We start from the raw sequence: 23,691 nt of genomic DNA on the forward strand, positions 1-23,691 counted from the left end.
ATGATCGATATGTACTTCACGGAAGAGCATAATTTGTTCCGCGAAAGTTTAAAGGATTTTTTACAGAAGGATGTTGTTCCCCACATTGAAAAATGGGAGGAGTCGGGTCAAATAGACCGATTTATTTGGAACAAGTTCGGGGAGATGGGGTATTTTGGACTCATGACCCCAGAAGAGTATTCTGGATTGGGACTGGACTTATTTTATACTGTAATATTTCTTGAAGAACTGCAAAAAATCAATTCAGGAGGATTTGCAGCGGCCATGTGGGCGCACCAATACTTGGCAATGACCTACCTCAATAAATTGGCCAATGATGAACAGAAGAGAGCTTATCTTGAGCCCAGTGTGCTTGGAACTAAAATTGGCTGTTTGGGAGTTTCCGAACCTTTTGGTGGCAGTGATGTTGCCGCCTTGCGAACCACCGCAGAGAAAAAAGGGGATGTATATGTTGTAAACGGTTCCAAAACGTTCATTACCAATGGAGTTTATGGTGATTATATCATCCTGGCGGCAAAAACAGATAAAGATGCAGGTCATAAAGGGATAAGTATGTTTATCGTGGATAGAAATGCTAAAGGTGTTTCGGCCAATAAATTGAATAAGCTGGGATGGCGTGCTTCAGATACTGCCGAACTTGCTTTTGATAATGTTGAGGTTCCAGCATCAAATTTAATGGGCGTGGAAAATTCAGGCTTTGGTTACATTATGGAAGCCTTTGCATTGGAGCGCTTAGTGATGGGGGTAAATGCACATGCAAGAGCCGAGTTTGCTTTAGATTATGCCCTGCAGTATATGTCGGAACGAGAGGCATTTGGCAAAACCATAGATCAGTTCCAGGCGCTGCGCCATCGCTTGGTGGACCTTTATTCCGATATGTTGTTGTGCAAACAATTTAATTATGCTACCATTGCTCAAATGGAGAAGGGGTCATATGTGGTAAAGGAAGCAACAATTTCCAAACTAAAATCCACTAAAATGGCCGATGAGGTCATCTACAACTGTCTCCAGTTTTTGGGTGGGTATGGTTATATAGAAGACTATCCCATGGCACGATTGAGTCGAGATAGTAGGTTGGGGCCCATTGGTGGGGGGACTTCCGAAATTTTAAAGGAAATATTGGCCAAGATCATTGTAGATAAAAAGGAGTACAAAAAGCCGTCGTCTTAGGCATCGTTGAAAAAAATAAAATATTTCTTTTCAGGTTGAATATCCTTTGTATATTTGCAAACCAAAATTTTAAAGAAAGGAGGTTGTAGCCCATGTTAATTATACCAGTAAAAGAAGGAGAGAACATCGATAGAGCTTTAAAGCGTTTCAAGCGTAAGTTCGACAGAACAGGAACAATGCGTCAGTTGAGAAGCAGACAGCAGTTTACTAAGCCTTCTGTGGAGCGTAGAGCTCAGATTCAAAAAGCTCAATACATTCAAGGTCTTAGGGATCAAGAAGAAGTATAGGGTATAGCCTACACAAAATATATTTTAATCCCGTTCCAATTTTGGAGCGGGATTTTTCGTTCTATACCTATAGTTTGATCTAATTGCTACCTTTGGTATATGTCCGTAAGCGCTTTTATCTCTTATCTACGTTTAGAAAAAAATTATTCCGAACACACCATAACTGCCTACGAAAAGGACATAGGCACGTTTTCCAGCTATTGCAGAACGCAATACGAAGAATCTTCGATTGTTCATATAGGTTATCCGCTTATTCGAAATTGGATTGTTGAACTTTCCCAAAGTGGGGTATCCAACCGTACCATCAACAGGAAAATATCTTCCCTACAAGTTTATTATAAGTTCTTGTTGAAGGTTGGGGATATTAAAGTGTCTCCATTAATTAAGCATAAGGCTTTAAAAACAGAAAAAAAAGTAGAGATTCCTTTCTCTGAAAAAGAAATGGATGCCCTTTTGGGTGAAAATCCCTTTAATGAGGATTTTGAAGGTTTCAGGGATAGGCTGATCATCGATTTATTGTATGCCACCGGAATGCGCCGAGCGGAACTTGTGAATCTTAAATTGACAGATGTGGATGTGGCCAATGGAATGCTAAAGGTGTTGGGGAAACGTAATAAGGAAAGGATTATTCCTGTTTTGCCATCAACCCTTCGGTCTATGGAGCGGTATTTGGCTGAGCGTTCCCGATTGGAAAATTTACAAGATGCACCTTATCTATTTTTAACAAAAGAAGGTCTTAAAATTTATGAAACACTTGTTTATCGAACCATAAATAAGTATTTTAGTTTAGTGTCCCCTAAGGTAAAAAAGAGCCCACATATACTCAGGCACACCTTCGCAACGCATTTGCTGAACAGGGGGGCAGATTTAAATTCCGTGAAGGAATTATTGGGTCATTCAAGTTTGGCATCCACCCAAGTGTACACGCACAACAGTATTGCCGAGCTCAAAAAAGTTCATCAGAATGCCCATCCAAGAAACAAGAAATAAAAAATCTTGTATTGTTTAACTTCACTGTCTTTGGCAGTACAAAAACTACATCTTATGAAAGTAAATGCACAATCGGTAAATTTTGTAGCTGATGGTAAACTCCTAGACTTCGTTCAAAAACGAATGGACAAGTTGGATACATTTTATGACAAGGTCATTGATTCGGAGGTATTTTTAAAAGTGGAAAACACTAGTGCAAAGGAGGATAAGATCGTGGAAATCATGGTGTCAGTGCCCCGGGACCGATTCGTGGTTAAAAAACAATGTAAGACCTTTGAGGAGGCCGTGGATTCGGCTTGCAGCTCTTTGGAAAGGCAGCTTGTAAAGCGAAAAGAAAAATTAAGGGCAAAAGCATGAGAAAATTTTTCAAAATTTATTTTGAAAGAAAAAAAATATATATACATTTGCAGTCCGTTAGAAATAGCGGGCTTTTTTTGTGAAAAACAAGCGGTAAATTGCCGATGTAGCTCAGCTGGCTAGAGCAGCTGATTTGTAATCAGCAGGTCGTGGGTTCGAGTCCCTCCATCGGCTCGTAAGTTACTGAAAATAAGGCGGGGAGATACTCAAGCGGCCAACGAGGACAGACTGTAAATCTGTTGGTTTTCACCTTCGCAGGTTCGAATCCTGCTCTCCCCACAAAAGTTGTTCAGCGGAACAACAACGAGATGGGAAGTTTTTTGAAATAATGGAATTTTTTTTGGGCTTGTCCCAAAAAATTATGCGGGAGTAGCTCAGTTGGTAGAGCGTCAGCCTTCCAAGCTGAATGTCGCCGGTTCGAACCCGGTCTCCCGCTCTAAGACTTGAAAAGACGAATTTCAAGTAAAGGTTGAAGTTTTGGCGAGCTTGACTTGTAACTTTAAACTCTAGACCTGTAAACCTATAAGCCGGTGTAGCTCAGGGGTAGAGCGTTTCCTTGGTAAGGAAGAGGTCACGGGTTCAATTCCCGTCATTGGCTCAAAACGATTTGTACACTAATATAAACTAAGAATTAAATCATTTTAAAATGGCAAAGGAAACTTTTGATCGTTCCAAACCCCACTTAAATATTGGTACCATTGGACACGTGGATCACGGTAAAACTACATTGACTGCTGCTATCACAACGGTATTGGCAAACGCTGGATTGTCTGAGCTAAGAAGCTTTGATTCCATCGATAATGCCCCTGAAGAAAAAGAGAGAGGTATTACTATCAACACTTCTCACGTTGAGTATCAAACAGCTAACCGTCACTACGCTCACGTTGACTGTCCTGGTCACGCGGATTACGTAAAGAACATGGTTACTGGTGCTGCTCAGATGGACGGTGCTATTTTGGTTGTTGCCGCTACTGATGGTCCTATGCCACAGACTCGTGAGCACATCCTTTTGGGTCGTCAGGTAGGTATTCCTCGTATCGTTGTTTTCTTGAACAAAGTTGATATGGTGGATGATGAAGAGCTTTTGGAGCTTGTTGAGATGGAAGTAAGAGAATTGCTTTCTTTCTACGAGTACGATGGTGATAACGGTCCTGTAATCTCTGGTTCTGCACTTGGTGCTTTGAATGGAGAGCAAAAATGGGTTGACACTGTAATGGAGTTGATGGATGCTGTTGATAGCTGGATCGAACTTCCTGCTAGAGATGTTGATAAAGACTTCTTAATGCCAATCGAAGATGTATTCACAATTACTGGTCGTGGTACTGTTGCTACTGGACGTATTGAAACTGGTGTTGCCAACACAGGTGACCCTGTTGAAATCATCGGTATGGGAGCTGAGAAATTGACTTCTACTATTACAGGTGTTGAAATGTTCCGTAAAATTCTAGATAGAGGTGAAGCTGGTGATAACGTAGGTCTTTTGTTGAGAGGTATTGAGAAATCCGACATCAAAAGAGGTATGGTAATCTGTAAGCCAGGTTCTGTTAAGCCACATGCTAAATTCAAAGCAGAGGTTTATATCCTTAAAAAAGAAGAAGGTGGTCGTCACACTCCATTCCACAATAACTACCGTCCTCAGTTCTATGTTCGTACAACTGACGTGACAGGTAACATCAACCTTCCTGATGGAGTTGAAATGGTAATGCCAGGTGATAACTTGACAATCACTGTTGATTTGATTCAGCCAATTGCATTGAATGTTGGTCTACGTTTCGCTATCCGTGAAGGTGGTAGAACAGTAGGTGCTGGTCAGGTTACTGAGATTTTAGATTAATCATTTTACAATAAATATTGCACTAAAGGGTGTCCCGGTTTTCTCGGGATACCTTTCAGTGTAATTATAGACGGGTGTAGCTCAGTTGGTAGAGCACTGGTCTCCAAAACCAGGTGTCGGGAGTTCGAGTCTCTCCTCCCGTGCAAGATAAATACAAGAAATTATGGTCACTTATATAAAGGAATCATTAGAGGAACTAAGGAACAATGTAACATGGTTGGAGCGCTCAAAAGCATCTAACCTGATGATTATTGTAGCGGTCTTCTCAATTCTATTTGCATTGGCAACATGGGGTGTGGATTCTTTGTTCAGTAAGTTGATCACATTGTATTTTGATAAGTTAATAGGATAAAGATCGGTCGTATGTCTGAGGTACTAGAGAAAAAATGGTATGTAGTAAGAGCGGTCAGTGGTCAAGAGAACAAGATCAAGGGCTATATCGAAAGTGAGGTAGAGCGTGCCGGTTTTGGTGACTATCTTGAAGAAGTTCTTGTACCTACCGAAAAAGTAGTGCAGATCAGAAATGGAAAGAAAATCAATAAAGAAAGGGTTTATTTTCCAGGCTATATCATGATCAAAGCCAATCTAGGTGGTGAAATGGTGCATATTATCCGTTCCATAACCAATGTGATTGGATTTTTGGGAGAAGTAAAAGGTGGTGACCCCGTGCCTTTGAGAAAATCGGAGGTAAACCGTATGTTGGGGAAAGTGGACGAGTTGGCTGTCAATACAGACAATGTGGCCATTCCATTTGTGTTGGGTGAAACGGTTAAGGTAATTGATGGACCTTTCAATGGATTCAATGGAACTGTTGAGAAAATCAATGAAGAAAAGCGTAAGCTCGAGGTGATGGTGAAAATTTTCGGAAGAAAAACACCATTGGAATTGAGCTATATGCAAGTGGAAAAAGTATAACAAGAGCTGTTACATATATAAAGCTGTGTTGCTTCCAATTGACACAACTTTAAATTTAATTAGAAACAATGGCAAAAGAAGTAGATAAGGTAGTTAAATTACAAGTTAGGGGAGGTGCTGCGAACCCATCGCCACCGGTTGGACCCGCCTTAGGTGCTGCTGGTGTTAACATCATGGAGTTCTGTAAGCAGTTTAATGCGCGTACACAGGACAAACCGGGCAAAGTATTGCCTGTTGCTATCACCGTTTACAAAGACAAATCTTTCGAGTTTGTTGTAAAAACACCACCTGCGGCAGTTCAATTGATGGAAGCAGCTAAGATTAAAAAAGGATCTGGCGAACCTAACAGGGTTAAAAATGGTTCAGTAACCTGGGATCAAGTTAAAGCAATCGCTGAAGACAAAATGGTAGATTTAAATGCATTTACTGTTGAGTCTGCAATGAGTATGGTTGCTGGGACTGCAAGATCTATGGGGCTGAAAATAGCTGGACAAAGACCTTTTTAAAATCTTAAAGCAATTAAGAAATGGCAAGATTGACCAAAAAGCAAAAAGAAGCCCAATCCAAGATAGACAAGAATAAATTGTACTCTTTGGAAGAGGCATCCGCTTTAGTAAAAGAAATTACCAACGTAAAATTTGACGCCTCCATAGATATCGCTGTTCGTTTGGGTGTAGATCCAAGAAAAGCAAATCAAATGGTGCGTGGTGTCGTTACCCTTCCTCACGGAACTGGTAAAGACGTTAAAGTTTTAGCATTGGTGACTCCAGACAAAGAAGCAGAAGCTAAAGAAGCTGGTGCAGACTTTGTTGGATTAGATGAATATTTGGATAAAATAAAAGGCGGTTGGACCGATGTTGATGTAATCATCACCATGCCAAGCGTTATGGGTAAACTGGGACCATTAGGTAGAATTTTGGGTCCTAGAGGTTTGATGCCCAATCCAAAAACCGGTACAGTAACTATGGATGTTGCCAAGGCAGTATCTGACGTGAAAGCTGGTAAAATCGACTTTAAAGTAGACAAAACAGGTATTGTGCACGCTGCAATTGGAAAAGCTTCATTTTCTGCGGACAAAATCGCAGGAAACGCCAAAGAACTTATCGAGACTTTGGTAAAAATGAAACCATCCGCTGCAAAAGGTGTTTACATGAAGAGTATCTATTTGTCTAGTACCATGAGTCCTAGTGTTCAACTAGATCCAAAAGCAGTTTAATCTAACTGGTAGTTCAATTTTATAACTATGACAAGAGAAGAAAAAGCAACAGTAATAGAAGACTTGACTGCACAGTTGGCCGATGCCCCAAATATTTATTTGGCGGACATATCTGGATTGAATGCCGTGGATACCTCTAACTTAAGAAGAGCGTGTTTTAAGGCAAACATTAAACTTGCGGTAGTAAAGAACACATTGCTTGCAAAGGCAATGGAAGCTTCTGATAAGGAATTTGGTGATCTTTCTGATGTTTTGAAAGGCAATACATCTATGATGTTGTCCGAAACAGGAAACGCACCTGCGAAACTTATCAAGAACTTTAGAAAAAAATCGGAAAGACCTGTATTGAAAGGAGCTTTTATTGAAGAAGCTGTTTACATCGGGGACGAAAACCTTGACGCACTTGTTAACATCAAGTCCAAAGAAGAGGTTATTGGAGATATCATCGGATTGTTACAATCACCAGCCAAGAATGTTATTTCTGGACTTAAATCTGGTGGCGGTAAATTGGCCGGTATCCTTAAGACCCTTTCTGAGAAAGAATAATTCGCGCACAATAAACTAAGTATATTTTTAAAAATTTTTATTAAACGATAGAAAAATGGCAGATTTAAAAGATTTTGCAGAACAGTTGGTAAACCTTACAGTAAAAGAGGTAAATGAATTGGCCGACATTTTAAAAGAAGAATACGGTATTGAGCCTGCTGCTGCTGCAGTAGCTGTAGCCGCTGGTGGTGGAGCCGCAGAAGGTGGTGAGGCTGCTGAAGAAAAATCAGAATTTGATGTAATCCTTACCGCTGCTGGTGGTTCTAAATTGGCAGTAGTTAAATTGGTAAAAGAATTGACAGGTCTTGGTCTTAAAGAGGCTAAAGATATTGTTGATAGCGCACCAAAAGCTGTTAAGGAAGGTGTTTCTAAAGACGAAGCAGAAGGCATCAAAAAATCTTTGGAAGAAGCAGGAGCTGAAGTTGAGCTTAAGTAATAGCTTTTCCCATAAAAATTTGGTTAAGGTCTACCCAGTTATTGGTTAGACCTTAGCCTATTTAAAATAGGAGTGTATAAAGTCATACACAAACCCACAAAGTATTCACGTTCAAAATTTGTCCATAGATGTTCACAAACACTATTGAAAGAGTTAATTTCGCATCCGCTAAGAACATACCGGAATACCCGGATTTCTTGGACATTCAGATTAAATCGTTTCAGGATTTTTTCCAGCTAGAAACTAAATCTGACGAAAGAGGGAACGAAGGTCTCTACAACACCTTCATGGAGAATTTTCCAATCACTGACACCAGAAACCAGTTTGTACTGGAATTTTTGGATTACTTTATAGATCCACCAAGATATTCCATCCAAGAATGTATAGAGCGTGGGCTTACCTATAGCGTTCCTTTAAAGGCACGTCTTAAATTATACTGTACCGATCCAGAGCACGAAGATTTCGAAACCATCGTACAAGATGTGTATTTGGGAACCATTCCTTACATGACCCCAAGTGGAACATTCGTAATTAATGGAGCCGAAAGAGTTGTGGTTTCACAGTTGCACAGATCACCTGGTGTGTTCTTTGGACAATCGTTCCACGCCAACGGTACAAAATTGTATTCAGCAAGGGTAATTCCTTTCAAAGGATCTTGGATTGAATTCGCTACCGATATCAACTCGGTAATGTATGCCTACATCGATAGGAAGAAAAAATTACCGGTTACCACTTTGTTCCGTGCCATTGGCTTCGAAAGGGATAAAGATATTTTGGAAATCTTTGACCTTTCAGAAGAAATCAAAGTTTCCAAAGCCGGACTTAAAAAAGTATTGGGCCGTAAATTGGCCGCTAGGGTGTTGAACACTTGGCACGAGGATTTCGTGGACGAAGATACTGGTGAAGTGGTATCTATCGAACGTAACGAAATTGTATTGGACCGTGATACTATTTTGGAAAAAGAGCATATCGATGAAATCATTGATGCCGATGTGAAGACTATTTTGCTTCACAAGGAGAACAATGCACAGTCCGACTATGCTATTATTCACAACACATTGCAAAAGGACCCTACCAACTCCGAAAAAGAAGCGGTAGAGCACATTTATAGACAATTGCGTAATGCCGAGCCGCCAGATGAGGAAACAGCTCGTGGTATTATCGACAAATTGTTCTTCTCCGACCAACGTTACAACTTAGGTGAAGTAGGTCGTTACAGAATGAACAAGAAATTGGGCTTGGATATTGGAATGGACAAACAAGTCTTGACCAAGGAAGATATCATTACCATCATCAAGTATTTGATTGAGTTGATCAACTCCAAAGCAGAGATTGATGATATCGACCACTTGTCCAACCGTCGTGTAAGAACTGTGGGCGAGCAATTGTCACAACAGTTTGGTGTAGGTTTGGCGCGTATGGCACGTACCATCCGTGAGCGTATGAACGTTCGTGACAATGAAGTGTTTACTCCGATTGATTTGATCAACGCCAAGACGTTGTCTTCTGTGATCAACTCTTTCTTCGGTACCAACCAGTTGTCTCAGTTCATGGACCAGACCAACCCATTGGCAGAGATTACCCACAAACGTAGATTATCCGCCCTAGGGCCTGGTGGTCTTTCCCGTGAAAGAGCAGGTTTCGAGGTGCGTGACGTTCACTATACCCATTACGGAAGATTGTGTCCGATCGAGACACCTGAAGGACCCAACATTGGTTTGATTTCTTCCCTTTCCGTGTTTGCCAAGGTGAACAATATGGGCTTCTTGGAAACCCCTTACCGAAAAGTGACCGATGGAAAAGTAGATGTAAAAGAACACATTTACTTGAGTGCGGAGGAAGAAGAGGGAATGAAGATTGCCCAAGCCAACATTCCATTAAAGGATGATGGTGAAATTGATACAGACAAGGTAATTGCAAGGGAAGAAGGTGATTTCCCTGTTGTTGATCCAGCTGAAATCCAATATACAGACGTTGCCCCTAATCAGATTGCATCCATCTCTGCATCCTTGATTCCGTTCTTGGAGCACGATGATGCGAACCGTGCCTTGATGGGATCAAACATGATGCGTCAGGCCGTACCATTGTTGCGTCCAGATTCTCCAATCGTTGGTACAGGTCTTGAAAGACAGGTAGCTACCGATTCAAGAGTATTGATCAATGCCGAGGGTAATGGAGTAGTGGAGTATGTAGACGCTCAGAAAATTACCATTAAATACGACAGAACCGATGAAGAGCGCTTGGTAAGCTTCGATGAAGATTCCAAGACCTACACATTGGTGAAGTTTAGAAAAACAAACCAAGGAACCTCCATCAACTTGAAGCCTATCGTTAGAAAAGGGGACAAGGTGAAAAAAGGTCAGGTACTTTGTGAAGGTTATGCTACCGAAAAAGGTGAATTGGCCTTGGGTAGAAACATGAAAGTGGCCTTCATGCCTTGGAAAGGATACAACTTCGAGGATGCGATTGTAATCTCTGAAAAAGTGGTGCGAGAAGATATCTTTACCTCCATCCACATTGACGAGTATGCATTGGAAGTAAGGGATACCAAATTGGGAGCTGAAGAGTTGACCAACGATATTCCCAACGTATCGGAAGAAGCTACCAAAGATTTGGACGAGTACGGTATGATCCGTATCGGTGCAGAAGTAAAACCTGGTGATATTTTGATCGGTAAGATCACTCCTAAAGGGGAGTCTGATCCAACACCGGAAGAAAAATTGTTGCGTGCCATTTTTGGTGACAAAGCAGGTGATGTAAAAGATGCTTCATTAAAAGCATCCCCATCCTTGAGAGGTGTGGTTATCGACAAGAAATTATTCTCACGTTCTATTAAAGACAAGAGAAAACGTTCCGAAGATAAAGAAGCCATCGCAAGATTGGAGATGGACTACGAAGTGAAGTTCCAACAATTGAAAGATGTATTGATCGAGAAGTTATTCGGATTGATCAATGGTAAAACATCTCAAGGTGTAATGAACGATTTGGGTGAAGAAGTACTTCCAAAAGGAAAGAAATACACCATCAAAATGTTGAACGCCGTTGATGATTTTGCCCACTTGGTTGGTGGAAGCTGGACAACTGACGACGCTACCAATGCCTTGGTTGCCGATTTGTTGCACAATTACAAAATTAAGTTGAACGACATTCAAGGTAACCTTAGAAGGGATAAGTTTACCATCTCCGTAGGTGATGAACTTCCAGCAGGTATCATGAAGTTGGCTAAAGTTTACATTGCTAAAAAACGTAAACTTAAAGTAGGTGATAAGATGGCAGGTCGTCACGGTAACAAAGGTATCGTGGCCCGTATCGTTCGTCAAGAAGATATGCCGTTCTTGGAAGATGGAACCCCAGTGGATATCGTGTTGAACCCACTTGGTGTACCTTCAAGGATGAACATTGGTCAGATTTATGAAACTGTTCTTGGTTGGGCAGGTCTTAAATTGGGTCAGAAATATGGAACTCCAATTTTTGATGGTGCCACTTTGGACGAGATCAACGAACTAACCGATAAGGCGGGGGTGCCAAGATTTGGACATACCTTCCTTTACGATGGGGGAACAGGTCAGCGTTTCGACCAACGTGCAACAGTAGGTGTTATCTACATGTTGAAACTAGGTCACATGGTAGACGATAAGATGCACGCAAGATCTATTGGACCATACTCATTGATCACACAGCAACCATTGGGTGGTAAAGCCCAGTTCGGTGGTCAGCGTTTTGGAGAAATGGAAGTATGGGCATTGGAAGCTTATGGTGCTTCATCTACCCTAAGAGAAATTTTGACCGTGAAGTCCGATGATGTTATCGGTAGGGCTAAGACCTATGAATCCATTGTGAAAGGCGAAACAATGCCAGAACCTGGATTGCCAGAATCTTTCAACGTATTGATGCACGAACTTAAAGGTTTGGGCTTGGATATTAGATTGGAAGAATAGAACACTATACATTAATTATATCATCACCATATTATTATGGCTAGAATTAAAGATAACAACGCACAAAAAAGGTTCAATAAAATTTCCATCGGATTGGCTTCTCCAGAGTCTATCTTGGCAGAGTCACGTGGAGAGGTATTGAAGCCTGAAACTATAAACTATAGAACGCACAAGCCTGAGCGTGATGGATTGTTCTGCGAGCGTATTTTCGGTCCTGTAAAGGATTACGAATGTGCCTGTGGAAAGTATAAGCGTATCCGTTACCGTGGTATCGTTTGTGACCGTTGTGGTGTTGAAGTAACCGAAAAGAAAGTACGTAGAGACCGTGTGGGACACATCAACTTGGTGGTTCCTGTAGCGCACATCTGGTATTTCCGTTCGTTGCCCAACAAAATAGGATACCTTTTGGGACTGCCTTCCAAAAAGTTGGACATGATCATTTACTACGAAAGGTATGTGGTGATCCAGCCAGGTATTGCCAAAGGTCCAGAAGGTGAGGAAATCCACAAAATGGATTTCTTGACCGAAGAGGAGTATTTGAACATTTTGGAAACCCTTCCAAGTGAAAACCAATATTTGGAAGATACGGACCCTAACAAGTTCATCGCCAAAATGGGTGCCGAGTGTTTGATTGACATTTTGTCCAGAATCGATTTGGAACAATTGTCTTACGAACTACGTCACAAAGCAAATACCGAAACTTCAAAACAACGTAAAACCGAAGCCTTGAAGCGTCTTCAAGTAGTGGAAGCTTTGCGTGAGTCTCAAGGAAACCGCGAGAACAACCCAGAATGGATGATCATGAAAGTGATTCCGGTGATTCCACCAGAATTGCGTCCATTGGTGCCATTGGATGGTGGTCGTTTCGCAACGTCCGATTTGAACGATCTGTACCGTAGGGTAATTATCCGAAACAACCGTTTGAAGCGATTGATGGAGATCAAGGCACCAGAGGTGATCTTGAGAAACGAAAAACGTATGCTTCAAGAGGCTGTGGATTCCCTTTTCGATAACACAAGAAAAGCATCTGCGGTAAAAACAGAATCAAACAGACCATTGAAATCCCTTTCTGATTCCTTGAAAGGAAAGCAAGGTCGTTTCCGTCAAAACCTTTTGGGTAAACGTGTGGATTACTCCGCTCGTTCCGTAATCGTCGTTGGACCGGAATTGAAATTGTACGAATGTGGTCTTCCTAAAGATATGGCAGCCGAGCTGTACAAGCCGTTCATCATCCGTAAGTTGATTGAAAGAGGTATTGTGAAAACGGTAAAATCTGCCAAGAAGATTATCGACAAAAAGGAGCCTGTTGTATGGGATATCCTAGAAAACGTCCTTAAAGGACACCCAGTATTGTTGAACCGTGCCCCCACATTGCACCGTTTGGGTATTCAAGCGTTCCAGCCTAAACTTATCGAAGGTAAGGCGATTCGTTTGCACCCACTGGCATGTACCGCATTTAACGCGGATTTTGATGGGGATCAGATGGCGGTTCACTTGCCATTGGGGCCAGAGGCTATTTTGGAAGCTCAATTATTGATGTTGGCTTCACAAAACATCCTTAATCCAGCGAACGGTTCTCCGATTACCGTTCCATCCCAGGATATGGTATTGGGTCTATATTATATGACCAAAGAGAAAAAGTCTACCCCAGAAGAGCCTGTATTGGGTGAAGGGCTGACATTCTACTCTCCAGAAGAAGTTGAGATTGCTTTCAATGAAAAGAAAGTTAACCTGAACGCAGGAATCAAGGTGAGAACCAAAGATTTTAATGAAGATGGAGAATTGGTCAATCAAATTATTGAAACCACTGTAGGTCGTGTGTTGTTCAACTCAGAAGTACCAGAACAAGCAGGATTCATCAACCAGGTATTGAACAAGAAAGCCCTTAGAAATATTATTGGGGACATTCTTGCCGTTACCGATGTGCCAACTACTGCAGAATTCTTGGATAAGATCAAGGCCATGGGATACGATTTCGCTTTTAAAGGTGGTCTATCCTTCAGTTTGGGTGATATTATCATTCCAGCCGAAAAACTGGAAATGATCGAAGAGGCCAACGGACAGGTAGATGGTATTATGATGAACTATAACATGGGGCTTATCACCAACAATGAGCGATATAACCAGGTTATTGATGTTTGGACCTCTACCAACGCTATGTTGACCGAATTGGCGATGAAGCGAATCCGTGAGGACAAACAAGGATTCAACTCTGTATATATGATGTTGGATTCTGGTGCGAGGGGTTCCAAAGAACAGATTCGTCAGTTGACCGGTATGCGTGGTTTGATGGCCAAGCCTAAAAAATCTACCGCTGGTGGTGGTGAAATTATCGAAAACCCGATTCTTTCCAACTTTAAGGAAGGTCTATCGATTTTGGAATACTTTATTTCTACCCACGGTGCGCGTAAAGGTCTTGCGGATACCGCTTTGAAAACTGCGGATGCTGGATACTTGACCCGTCGTTTGGTGGATGTTTCCCAAGATGTGATCATCAACATTGAAGATTGTGAGACCCTAAGAGGAATCGAGGTCGAGCCGTTGAAGAAAAACGAAGAGATTGTTGAGACCCTTGGAGAAAGAATCCTAGGTAGGGTATCTCTGCACGATGTATACAACCCATTAACGGAGGAATTGATCCTTAAAGCAGGCCAAGATATTAACGAGGCCGATGTGAAGAGGGTGGAAGCCGCTCCAATTGAGAAAGTTGAAGTAAGGTCACCATTGACCTGTGAGGCTCCTCAAGGAATCTGTGCCAAATGTTACGGTAGGAACTTGGCGACCAACAAAATGGTCCAGCGAGGTGAAGCTGTAGGTGTTGTAGCTGCACAATCCATTGGGGAACCTGGTACACAGTTAACACTACGTACCTTCCACGTGGGTGGTATTGCAGGTAACATTTCTGAAGATAACAAACTAGAAGCCAAATTTGACGGTATTGCTGAGATTGAAGATCTTAGATTGGTTGAAGGTGAAAATGCTGAGGGAGGTAAAACCGATATCGTAATTTCCAGAACATCTGAAATTAAGATCATAGATGCCAAAACAGGAATCACCCTAAGTACCAATAACATTCCTTACGGTTCTCAGTTGTTTGTTAAAGATGGAGCTAAAATAACCAAGGGCACTACAATATGTCAGTGGGATCCATATAACGGTGTAATTGTTTCTGAGTTTACAGGACAGATTGCCTACGAGAATATTGAGCAAGGGGTTACTTACCAAGTTGAAATCGATGAACAAACCGGTTTCCAAGAAAAGGTAATTTCTGAATCCAGAAACAAAAAGTTGATCCCAACCTTGTTGATCAAGGACGGTAAAGGAGAAACTTTGCGTTCATACAACTTGCCAGTAGGTTCGCACCTTATGGTAGATGATGGTGAGAAAATCAAAGAAGGTAAAATCTTGGTAAAAATACCACGTAAGTCTGCCAAGGCAGGGGATATTACCGGTGGTCTTCCAAGGGTAACCGAGTTGTTCGAGGCCCGTAACCCATCCAACCCAGCAGTAGTTTCTGAGATTGACGGTGTAGTATCTTTCGGTAAGATCAAACGTGGTAACCGCGAAATCATCATCGAATCCAAAACTGGTGAGGTGAAGAAGTACTTGGTTAAGCTTTCCAACCAAATCTTGGTTCAGGAGAACGACTACGTACGTGCAGGCATGCCATTGTCCGATGGATCTATTACTCCAGAAGATATCTTGGCCATCAAAGGACCATCTGCGGTACAACAATACTTGGTGAACGAAGTACAGGAAGTTTACCGTTTACAAGGTGTGAAAATCAACGATAAGCACTTTGAGGTTGTTGTTAGACAAATGATGCGTAAAGTAAGAATCCAAGATCCAGGAGATACCATTTTCTTGGAGAACCAATTGGCACACAAGGACGACTTTATCCATGAGAACGATGAGATCTTTGGTAAAAAAGTAGTTGAGGATGCCGGGGATTCTGAAAGATTGAAGCCAGGTCAGATTGTAACCGTACGTGAGCTAAGGGATGAAAACTCTATTCTAAGAAGAGAGGACAAAACTTTAGTTTCTGCGAGGGATGCAGTTGCCGCCACCGCCACTCCAATTTTGCAGGGTATTACAAGAGCTTCGCTACAAACGAAGTCCTTTATCTCTGCCGCATCGTTCCAAGAAACAACCAAAGTATTGAACGAAGCCGCTGTAAACGGTAAAGTGGATACCTTGGAAGGTTTGAAGGAAAATGTAATTGTAGGACATAAGATTCCAGCCGGTACCGGTATGAGGGATTATGACAGTATCATTGTAGGTTCCAAAGAGGAGTACGATGAAATCATGGCCCGAAAAGAGGAATTCAAATTCTAAATACTAACAAACCCTGGCCAATAGGTCAGGGTTTTCTTTTTAAATAGTTTATGGCAGACGAAAACCAGAAACAAAAACAAATCAATATAGAATTGGATGAAAAAATGGCGGAAGGTACCTATTCCAACTTGGCCATAATCAACCATTCAGTGTCAGAATTTGTGGTGGATTTTATTAGTTTGATGCCCGGAGCACCCAAAGCAAAGGTGAAAAGCCGTATTATTCTAACTCCACAGCACGCCAAGAAGTTTTTAAAGGCGTTGAACGATAACGTTACCCGCTTTGAGAAAGCCCACGGCCCCATAAAAGATTATGAGCAACCTCCGATTCCATTAAATTTTGGACCTACTGGAGAAGCTTAAAAAAAAAGCCCTGATCAAACAATCAGGGCTTTTTTTATGATGTATTATTTTAACCAGCCTTTCTGTATTCCTTTTTTGGAAAATGAAATAAGGTATAGTCCAATCAATAATACGGCAATAGGCATACCGTAAGTGGATGGCCCAAATGCTTCCACGGCATTGGAAATAAAAAGCCAATGGATAAATTGCGCAGCTGCCGCAATAAAAGAAATGGTAAAGAGTGGTTTTGCCCACTTTTTCTTCATTAAAAGTCCAATACAGCCCAAAGTGCCCGAAAACACGGCAATGGCAAAAGCAGCTGTGGCCCATGCGGGGATGGCCTCAAACACTTCTCGCTGTGCCTGATTCAAACTTTCCAAAATGGCTACTTGATTGAACGCTTGGTTGAGGTAATTAAATACGCCCACTAAATTCCATAAAAGGGCGATGATACTTACTACCCAGAACCAGGTAGGTGGTTTTACTTTAGTTGTCATAATAGTTTGTTTAAATGGTTGTGTAATACAATGTACTAAAAATTAGCCCATTATGCTCAAATCATTTTATTATGACAATGCAAATACTTTTAATGGAATTCTGAAGTATAATGCAATTTAACCGAAGGGTACTTTTGTTGTGTCATCTGCAAAGAGAATGGCGAATCAGCCAAAAATACCAACTGTCCTTTTTTATCAGTAGCCAAAAACTTTTGTTTCACCCGTTTGAACTCTTGGAACTCTTCATTCTTTTCATCCTGGGGTTCAACCCAACACGCTTTGTGCACAGGGAAGTTTTCGTAGGTGCACTTGGCACCGTATTCATGCTCCAATCGGTATTGGATGACTTCATACTGCAGTGCTCCAACTGTTCCAATGACTTTTCGTCCGTTCATTTCCAAGGTGAACAATTGGGCTACCCCTTCATCCATAAGTTGGTCGATACCCTTGTACAACTGTTTGGCCTTCATAGGATCGGCATTGTTGATGTATCGGAAGTGTTCTGGTGAAAAACTTGGAATTCCTTTATAATGCAATTCTTCACCACTGGTCAATGTATCACCGATTTTAAAGTTTCCTGTATCGTGAAGGCCAACAATATCTCCTGGATAGGAAATATCTACAATTTCTTTTTTCTCGGCAAAGAAGGCATTCGGACTGGAAAACTTTAATTTTTTGTTCTGTCGGACATGCAAGTAAGGGGTGTTGCGCTCAAAGGTGCCAGAAACTACCTTTATAAAAGCCAAACGGTCCCTGTGTTTTGGGTCCATGTTGGCGTGAATCTTGAAAACAAATCCCGAAAACCCTTTTTCATTGGCATTCACTAAACGCTCTTCTGCCTTTTTTGGTCGTGGTGCGGGTGCAATATTGATAAAGCAATCCAAAAGTTCACGAACCCCAAAATTATTCAGAGCGGAACCAAAAAATACGGGTTGTAATTCACCTTTTAAATAAGCCTCTTTATCAAAAGCAGGGTAAACACCTTCTGCCAATTCGAGATTGTCGCGCAGTTCTTCGGCGGCATCGGTACCAATTATTTTTTCCAATTCAGGACTGTCCAAATTGTCGAAAGCAATGGTTTCCTCGATGTTCTTTTTGCTGTTTCCGCTAAACAGGTTGATGTTTTTCTCGTAGATGTTATAGATTCCCTTAAAATCATAGCCCATTCCAATGGGAAAACTTAAGGGCGTAACCTTAAGTCCCAATTTTTGTTCTACTTCATCCAAAAGATCAAAGGCATCTTTTCCTTCACGGTCCAGTTTGTTGATGAAAACAATCATGGGGATGTTTCGCATGCGACAAACCTCCACCAATTTTTCGGTTTGTTCCTCAACACCTTTGGCAACATCGATAACTACGATTACGCTGTCCACCGCAGTAAGTGTCCTAAAGGTGTCCTCTGCAAAATCCTTGTGACCGGGCGTATCCAGAATATTGATTTTTTTGTCCTTGTAAATAAAGGCCAAGACCGAAGTTGCCACAGAAATTCCCCTTTGGCGTTCAATCTCCATAAAGTCACTTGTGGCCGATTTTTTGATTTTATTGCTCTTAACGGCACCGGCTTCTTGGATTGCCCCACCAAAAAGCAGTAATTTTTCGGTTAAAGTGGTCTTTCCGGCATCGGGGTGGGAGATAATACCAAAAGTTCTTCGCCTTGCTATTTCCTTTTCAAATTCCATCAACAAAAATTTCGGCAAAAATAAGGGAATTAAATGTTTTCCGTGCCATTTTGAACAGTATTGCGAATTGTTAATATCATTGGAAAAAAATAACCCTTTGTAATTCACCAACTGGGAAAAGTAGAGTATTTTTCGCCCGTTTTTGCGCTTTTTCTCAAGAATCGGTGTTTTACCCGATGATGAAACCGGAAGATGTTGTAGCTGAGGTTATTGAATTCGCCTTTTATCGATTAAAATAGGTGGTATAGGCCAAATCATGTAACTATGTGACCAATTGGAGTACCTAGGTTTCCAAAAGAGAGAGATTAAAAACAGCAAGAAACCCCAATTTCTTACACGTTTGAGTACTACTTCAGCCATGGTGATTAGTTGACCAAAACTTATCATTTATGGAAAAAATTACTTTCTTGAATTTCAGGAAGCATATTATGATGCTTATTCTGATTTTAGGATTTCCCTTATATCCAACAGTCATTTCCGCTTTTGATGCCGATAGCGAAAAAGCACACTCAATTTTTATGAGTGGAAATACGGATACCGACAGTGATGGAATTCCCGATAGTATTGATATTGATGATGACAATGATGGTATTTTGGATGTTGTCGAAGGTTTTGATTTGGATAGTGATGGGGATGGAATTCCAAATTATTTAGATCCCGATTCTGATGGGGATGGACTATTGGATAATTATGAAGCACAAAACCATAAAATATTTCAATTACCATCAGGAATGGATTCTGATGGCAATGGCTTGGATGATGCCTATGAATCTTTACCGGGAGCAGGGGAAGGAATTGTCCCAATAGATACAGATAGTGATCAAGTGCCGGACTATTTGGATATGGATTCGGATAACGATGGTATTCTGGACCAAAATGAATCCAGTGTGTTAAGTGCTGATTTCGATTGTAGTACGGTGCCAAAATTAAGTTTTGGCAGTGAGCCTATGTTGGAATCGGGAGATGCCTTAGCTGAAGGAGCCGTATATCGTTACCAGCAGGTGACCAGTGATCTAGATGCATTGGTGACAATCGAAAAGGTGGTTAACGGTGAAATTTTGTATTTAGATCAAAATGCTACGGATCCAGAGTTTTTTAAACCTGAAATTTATTTCACTACAACCTCGGAGGATAGAAGACCCTATGTGGATTTTAGAATTTCTTTTGTAGAAGTGGGTACCAATACTCCGGTAGTTTTGGAAGAGCTAAGTGCTAACTTTTTAGATGTAGATGGTAATGCGGAATATCAAGAATACAATAGATTCAACACTCCAGCTAGTTTTACATTAGATGAAAATAATGAAATAACGGTGCAAAACACTACCGGTGGTTTTTTGGTGAATGGAGGTGTTAAAGAGTATACCGGTATTTCCAATCAAGTCCCAGCTGTAAATGTCGCAGTTGAATTCATAAACATCGATTCTTTTGTCTTTAGGTTTGGAATTCAGGCAGATGTGGATAATAATTTCAGGACCAATGTAGCTCGTCAAGCAGGTATTCAGTTTACATGTTTGGATAATTTTAATAATCCGCAAACCACCAATTTTAGTGTGGATGTGGATAGCGATAAAGATAGTTATCCTGACCGATTGGATATTGACAGTGATAACGATGGAATACCTGATAATGTGGAAGCACAGCCTACATTCAATTATATTCCGCCATCTGGACAGGATGTTAACGTAAATGGTGTGGACGATGCCTATGAAAATGGAAACACCATGGGTTTATCCCTTGAGGATACGGATTCTGACGGAACACCAGATTACTTAGATGATGATTCCGACAACGATTGGGTGCCGGATAACAACGAAGGAAACGACTTTAACTTTGATGGAATTCCAGATTGGACCTTTACAGGGACCGACACCGATAATGATGGATTGGATGATGGTTATGAAGGTAGTGACGTAAATGACGGGTTTGACGTAAATGATGAAATTGAAAATCCCGCAACGGATTTGCCAGAAAGGGATGGAGAGGATGATGTGAATTACAGGGATGTTGATGATGACGGTGACGACATTTCAACACCAGATGAGGACGCTAATGGCGATGGTGATCCAACCAATGATGATACTGATGAAGATGGAACGCCAGATTATTTAGATCCAACCGACAATACAGATACAGATGGGGATGGTGTGCCAGATGATGTGGAAGAAGAAGATGAAACCGACCCCTTGGATTATTGTGATTATGTAAAAGAACATGTAACGGAACCACAAACAGAGGAATATTTAAATGCCGATTGTGATGGGGATGGAGTGACCAACGAAGACGAAGTTGAGGATGGTACCGACCCATTTGACCCATGTGTTTTTAATCCAGAAAGCATATCCTTACCACAAAGTGGTGCCTATCTGGAAGCAGATTGCGATGGTGATGGGGTAACCAACGGAGATGAAGAGGAAGATGGCACCGACCCAACCGACCCTTGTGATTTTAAGTTGGATAGTCAAACCGTTGATCCTTCCTCAACTTGGAATACCAGCGATTGCGATGGCGATGGAGTGACCAATGAAGACGAAGTTAAGGATGGTACCGATCCATTGGATCCATGCGATTATAATCCAGAAAGTATTACTCTAGAACCTTCTTCAGAATGGAACAATCTTGATTGTGATGGCGATGGGAATCCAAACGGAAATGATCCAGACCCATTGAATGCAACTGCTCGAGACGATTCAGGTTGGACACCAGCGCTAACACAGGTCGCCATCAATATTTTGGAGAACGATGATTATTTACCCAATGCAGATGCAGCTAACTTAGGCGAGACATATCTTTCAAGAATTGGTGGCGACGCAAGTGGCACATTGACTTTGGATGCAGAAACTGGAATGCTAACCTATACACCAACTTTATTGGAGTCCAACTCCACGGTAACCATAGTGTATCAGGTTTGTAATGTAAATGTAGATCCTAATGTTTGTGCTTCAGCAACTGTAAGCATTGAAGTTGGCTCCAATGCCTTGGATGCGGTAGATGATGCCTACATTTCAAACGGTGAAGGTGATATCGTAGATAGCAATGTTTTGAGTAACGATACTTTAAATGGTGGGCCAGTAAGTTCGGAAGATGTTATTTTGACTTCAACCCCAACAGATGCCCTTTCCATCAATGAAGATGGAAGTATAACTGTCGTTTCAGGTACCCTTCCCGGAACCTATACCATAGACTATACCATTTGTGAGGTGGCCAATACCGAAAATTGTGACACTGCAACCGTGACGGTTGAGGTAGAAGAAGGCATGGGCGGAAATATTATAGAAGCTGTAGATGATGCCTATGGTTCAAACAGTGAAGGAAATATAGTGGATAGCAATGTATTGTTCAACGATACCTTGAATGGAGAGCCTGTAAGTTTGGAGAATGTCATTCTGACATCAACACCTACATCTGCACTTACCATTAACGAAGACGGAAGTGTGACCGTTCTTCCAGGAAACGAATCAGGGACCTATACCATTGACTACACCATTTGTGAAATTGCAAATATTAATAACTGTGATACGGCAACTGTAACAGTGGTTGTTAGCTCTGTTCCACCACCTCCGCCACCACCAAATGTGATTATTGATGCAGTGGATGATTCATATACGGTGGAAAGTGATGATATTACTATAGACGGAAGTAACGTATTGCTCAACGATACCTTGAATGATGAACCAGTTAATCTGGAGAATGTAATCTTGACGTCCACTCCAAACGGTATTTTGACCATCAATGAAAATGGGAGCGTAACCATCGAAGATGGAATTCCTCCGGGAACCTATACCATTGAATATACTATATGCGAAATTGCCAATGTAGACAATTGCGATACGGCAACAGTGACCGTAATAATTGATGAGGAAAACAACGAGGAGGGTTCAAAAATAGAGGTGAACCAGTTATTGACCCCCAATGGTGATTTAAAAAATGACTTTCTGTTTATCCGTGGCGTTGAGAAAATTAGAAGTAGCACACTGCGAATTTTTAACAGATGGGGTGTGGCGGTTTATGAAGGAACAAATTACGACAACGTAAAAAATGTATTTGATGGTCGCTCGAGAGGAAGGTCTTCCCTAGGGGTTAACGAGTACCTACCTGCAGGAGTGTATTTTTATATTTTTAATTATGAAACGGATGAAGGTAGTTTCACCGATTCCGAATACATCTATATAAGTAGATAACCTATTGATCTAATGGTAAGAAAAAAGTTTATAATCCCATTATTACTGTTGATTGGAATCGCATCCAGTGAGCTGTTTGCTCAGCAAGATGCCCAGTACACACAATATATGTACAACACCATGACCGTAAATCCAGCCTATGCGGGCTCAAGAGGTCAATTGAGCTTGGCCGCTTTGTACCGCTCACAATGGGTAGGTTTGGATGGAGCCCCTGAAACCTTTACACTCAACCTTCATTCCCCCATTCGAAACAGTCGATTGGGATATGGAATTTCTATTGTTAATGACAATATAGGGGATGGGGTTGTTCAGGAAACCTATTTGGATGCCATGGTGTCCTATACCATTGATGTTTCTAGGTTTGCGAAATTGTCTTTCGGACTTAAAGCAGGAGGAAATTTACTGAGCCTCGATTTTAATGGCCTTAGAAATTTTGACCAAGAGGTGGTCAACCAAGACAACATAGATAATAGATTTACGCCAAATTTTGGATTGGGAGTCTATTACCACACCGATAAATTCTATGCAGGGGTTTCTGTGCCCAATGTATTGGAGTCCGATTATTTTGATAACGATAATTCCGAAGACAATGTGAACTTTTTGTCTGCCGAGCGAATGAATTTCTATTTCATAACCGGTTATGTATTTGATATTGGAGCTGATTTGCAGTTTAAACCGGCCTTATTGACAAAAGCAGTTAGTGGCGCTCCCTTGCAAGTGGATGTATCGGCAAGTTTCCTGTTTGCTGAAAAATTTAGTTTTGGTGCCGCCTATCGTTGGGATGCCGCTTTGAGTGGTTTGGTAGGCTTTCAATTGACCGAACAATTAATGGTGGGCCTTGCCTACGATCGAGAAACAACAGAATTGGGAGGAACCCAATTTAACGATGGCTCTTTTGAAGTGTTTTTACGCTTGGAATTGTTGAAATCATTCCAAAGGACCATATCACCAAGATTCTTTTAAAACCAGTTG

The 23,691-nt window shown here is 41.3% G+C and carries 18 protein-coding genes and 5 tRNA genes; 21 read left to right on the forward strand and 2 right to left on the reverse strand.

What is annotated here, in order from left to right; genetic code table 11:
- From ABT310_RS10375 to ABT310_RS10465, 19 genes are all read left to right on the forward strand, one after another.
- Positions 1-1,170, forward strand: a complete 1,170-nt coding sequence (locus ABT310_RS10375; RefSeq protein WP_375323832.1) for an acyl-CoA dehydrogenase family protein — start codon at positions 1-3, stop codon at positions 1,168-1,170.
- Positions 1,171-1,262: 92 nt separating this feature from the next.
- Positions 1,263-1,457, forward strand: coding sequence for a 30S ribosomal protein S21 (rpsU, locus tag ABT310_RS10380; protein WP_090299076.1), 195 nt, complete (start codon positions 1,263-1,265; stop codon positions 1,455-1,457).
- 99 nt (positions 1,458-1,556) lie between these two features.
- Positions 1,557-2,447 carry a tyrosine-type recombinase/integrase gene (locus ABT310_RS10385; protein WP_375323833.1) on the forward strand — a complete coding sequence of 297 codons (891 nt, stop codon included), beginning with the start codon at positions 1,557-1,559 and terminating at the stop codon, positions 2,445-2,447.
- A 54-nt stretch (positions 2,448-2,501) separates the two neighbouring features.
- The gene (gene hpf, locus ABT310_RS10390) at positions 2,502-2,804 is read left to right on the forward strand and encodes a ribosome hibernation-promoting factor, HPF/YfiA family (protein ID WP_375323834.1); all 303 of its coding nucleotides are present in this window, start codon (positions 2,502-2,504) and stop codon (positions 2,802-2,804) included.
- A gap of 100 nt (positions 2,805-2,904) precedes the next feature.
- A tRNA-Thr gene (locus ABT310_RS10395) sits at positions 2,905-2,978 on the forward strand.
- 22 nt (positions 2,979-3,000) lie between these two features.
- A tRNA-Tyr gene (locus ABT310_RS10400) sits at positions 3,001-3,083 on the forward strand.
- An 84-nt stretch (positions 3,084-3,167) separates the two neighbouring features.
- Positions 3,168-3,240: transfer RNA gene (locus tag ABT310_RS10405), tRNA-Gly, on the forward strand.
- Positions 3,241-3,330: 90 nt separating this feature from the next.
- Positions 3,331-3,402 (forward strand) — tRNA-Thr (locus ABT310_RS10410).
- 48 nt (positions 3,403-3,450) lie between these two features.
- Positions 3,451-4,638: an elongation factor Tu gene (tuf, locus tag ABT310_RS10415; protein WP_375323835.1), complete on the forward strand. Its 1,188-nt coding sequence runs from the start codon at positions 3,451-3,453 to the stop codon at positions 4,636-4,638.
- A gap of 70 nt (positions 4,639-4,708) precedes the next feature.
- A tRNA-Trp gene (locus ABT310_RS10420) sits at positions 4,709-4,781 on the forward strand.
- A 20-nt stretch (positions 4,782-4,801) separates the two neighbouring features.
- Positions 4,802-4,990, forward strand: a complete 189-nt coding sequence (gene secE / locus ABT310_RS10425) for a preprotein translocase subunit SecE (protein ID WP_375323836.1) — start codon at positions 4,802-4,804, stop codon at positions 4,988-4,990.
- 11 nt (positions 4,991-5,001) lie between these two features.
- Positions 5,002-5,553, forward strand: coding sequence for a transcription termination/antitermination protein NusG (gene nusG, locus ABT310_RS10430; protein WP_036383134.1), 552 nt, complete (start codon positions 5,002-5,004; stop codon positions 5,551-5,553).
- Positions 5,554-5,621: 68 nt separating this feature from the next.
- On the forward strand, positions 5,622-6,059 hold the full coding sequence (gene rplK, locus ABT310_RS10435) for a 50S ribosomal protein L11 (RefSeq protein ID WP_375323837.1): 438 nt from the start codon (positions 5,622-5,624) through the stop codon (positions 6,057-6,059).
- A gap of 20 nt (positions 6,060-6,079) precedes the next feature.
- Complete coding sequence (gene rplA, locus ABT310_RS10440; protein ID WP_375323838.1) at positions 6,080-6,769, forward strand: 50S ribosomal protein L1; 690 nt, start codon at positions 6,080-6,082, stop codon at positions 6,767-6,769.
- 27 nt (positions 6,770-6,796) lie between these two features.
- Positions 6,797-7,315: a 50S ribosomal protein L10 gene (gene rplJ / locus ABT310_RS10445; protein WP_375323839.1), complete on the forward strand. Its 519-nt coding sequence runs from the start codon at positions 6,797-6,799 to the stop codon at positions 7,313-7,315.
- Positions 7,316-7,370: 55 nt separating this feature from the next.
- Positions 7,371-7,751 carry a 50S ribosomal protein L7/L12 gene (gene rplL, locus ABT310_RS10450; protein ID WP_375323840.1) on the forward strand — a complete coding sequence of 127 codons (381 nt, stop codon included), beginning with the start codon at positions 7,371-7,373 and terminating at the stop codon, positions 7,749-7,751.
- A gap of 128 nt (positions 7,752-7,879) precedes the next feature.
- Entirely contained in the window at positions 7,880-11,689 is a 3,810-nt protein-coding gene (rpoB, locus tag ABT310_RS10455; protein ID WP_375323841.1) for a DNA-directed RNA polymerase subunit beta, read from the forward strand.
- Positions 11,690-11,725: 36 nt separating this feature from the next.
- Positions 11,726-16,024 carry a DNA-directed RNA polymerase subunit beta' gene (gene rpoC, locus ABT310_RS10460; RefSeq protein ID WP_375323842.1) on the forward strand — a complete coding sequence of 1,433 codons (4,299 nt, stop codon included), beginning with the start codon at positions 11,726-11,728 and terminating at the stop codon, positions 16,022-16,024.
- Between the two features lie 50 nt (positions 16,025-16,074).
- Entirely contained in the window at positions 16,075-16,386 is a 312-nt protein-coding gene (locus ABT310_RS10465; RefSeq protein ID WP_090299042.1) for a DUF3467 domain-containing protein, read from the forward strand.
- A 44-nt stretch (positions 16,387-16,430) separates the two neighbouring features.
- On the opposite strand, the gene ABT310_RS10470 is transcribed toward ABT310_RS10465, so the two are convergent.
- Together ABT310_RS10470 and ABT310_RS10475 are read right to left on the reverse strand one after the other, a co-directional pair.
- Positions 16,431-16,862 carry a hypothetical protein gene (locus ABT310_RS10470; protein ID WP_375323843.1) on the reverse strand — a complete coding sequence of 144 codons (432 nt, stop codon included), beginning with the start codon at positions 16,860-16,862 and terminating at the stop codon, positions 16,431-16,433.
- Positions 16,863-16,951: 89 nt separating this feature from the next.
- A complete protein-coding gene (locus ABT310_RS10475) occupies positions 16,952-18,541 on the reverse strand; it encodes a peptide chain release factor 3 (protein WP_375323844.1) in 1,590 nt (529 codons plus the stop codon).
- Positions 18,542-18,930: 389 nt separating this feature from the next.
- Here ABT310_RS10475 and ABT310_RS10480 point away from each other — a divergent pair, with 389 nt between their 5' ends.
- A complete protein-coding gene (locus ABT310_RS10480) occupies positions 18,931-22,719 on the forward strand; it encodes a gliding motility-associated C-terminal domain-containing protein (RefSeq protein WP_375323845.1) in 3,789 nt (1,262 codons plus the stop codon).
- A gap of 12 nt (positions 22,720-22,731) precedes the next feature.
- Entirely contained in the window at positions 22,732-23,682 is a 951-nt protein-coding gene (locus ABT310_RS10485) for a type IX secretion system membrane protein PorP/SprF (RefSeq protein WP_375323846.1), read from the forward strand.
- Positions 23,683-23,691 lie beyond the last annotated feature (9 nt).

It is taken from the genome of Flagellimonas cixiensis (assembly GCF_042134615.1).
GTDB classification, from domain to species: domain Bacteria; phylum Bacteroidota; class Bacteroidia; order Flavobacteriales; family Flavobacteriaceae; genus Flagellimonas; species Flagellimonas cixiensis.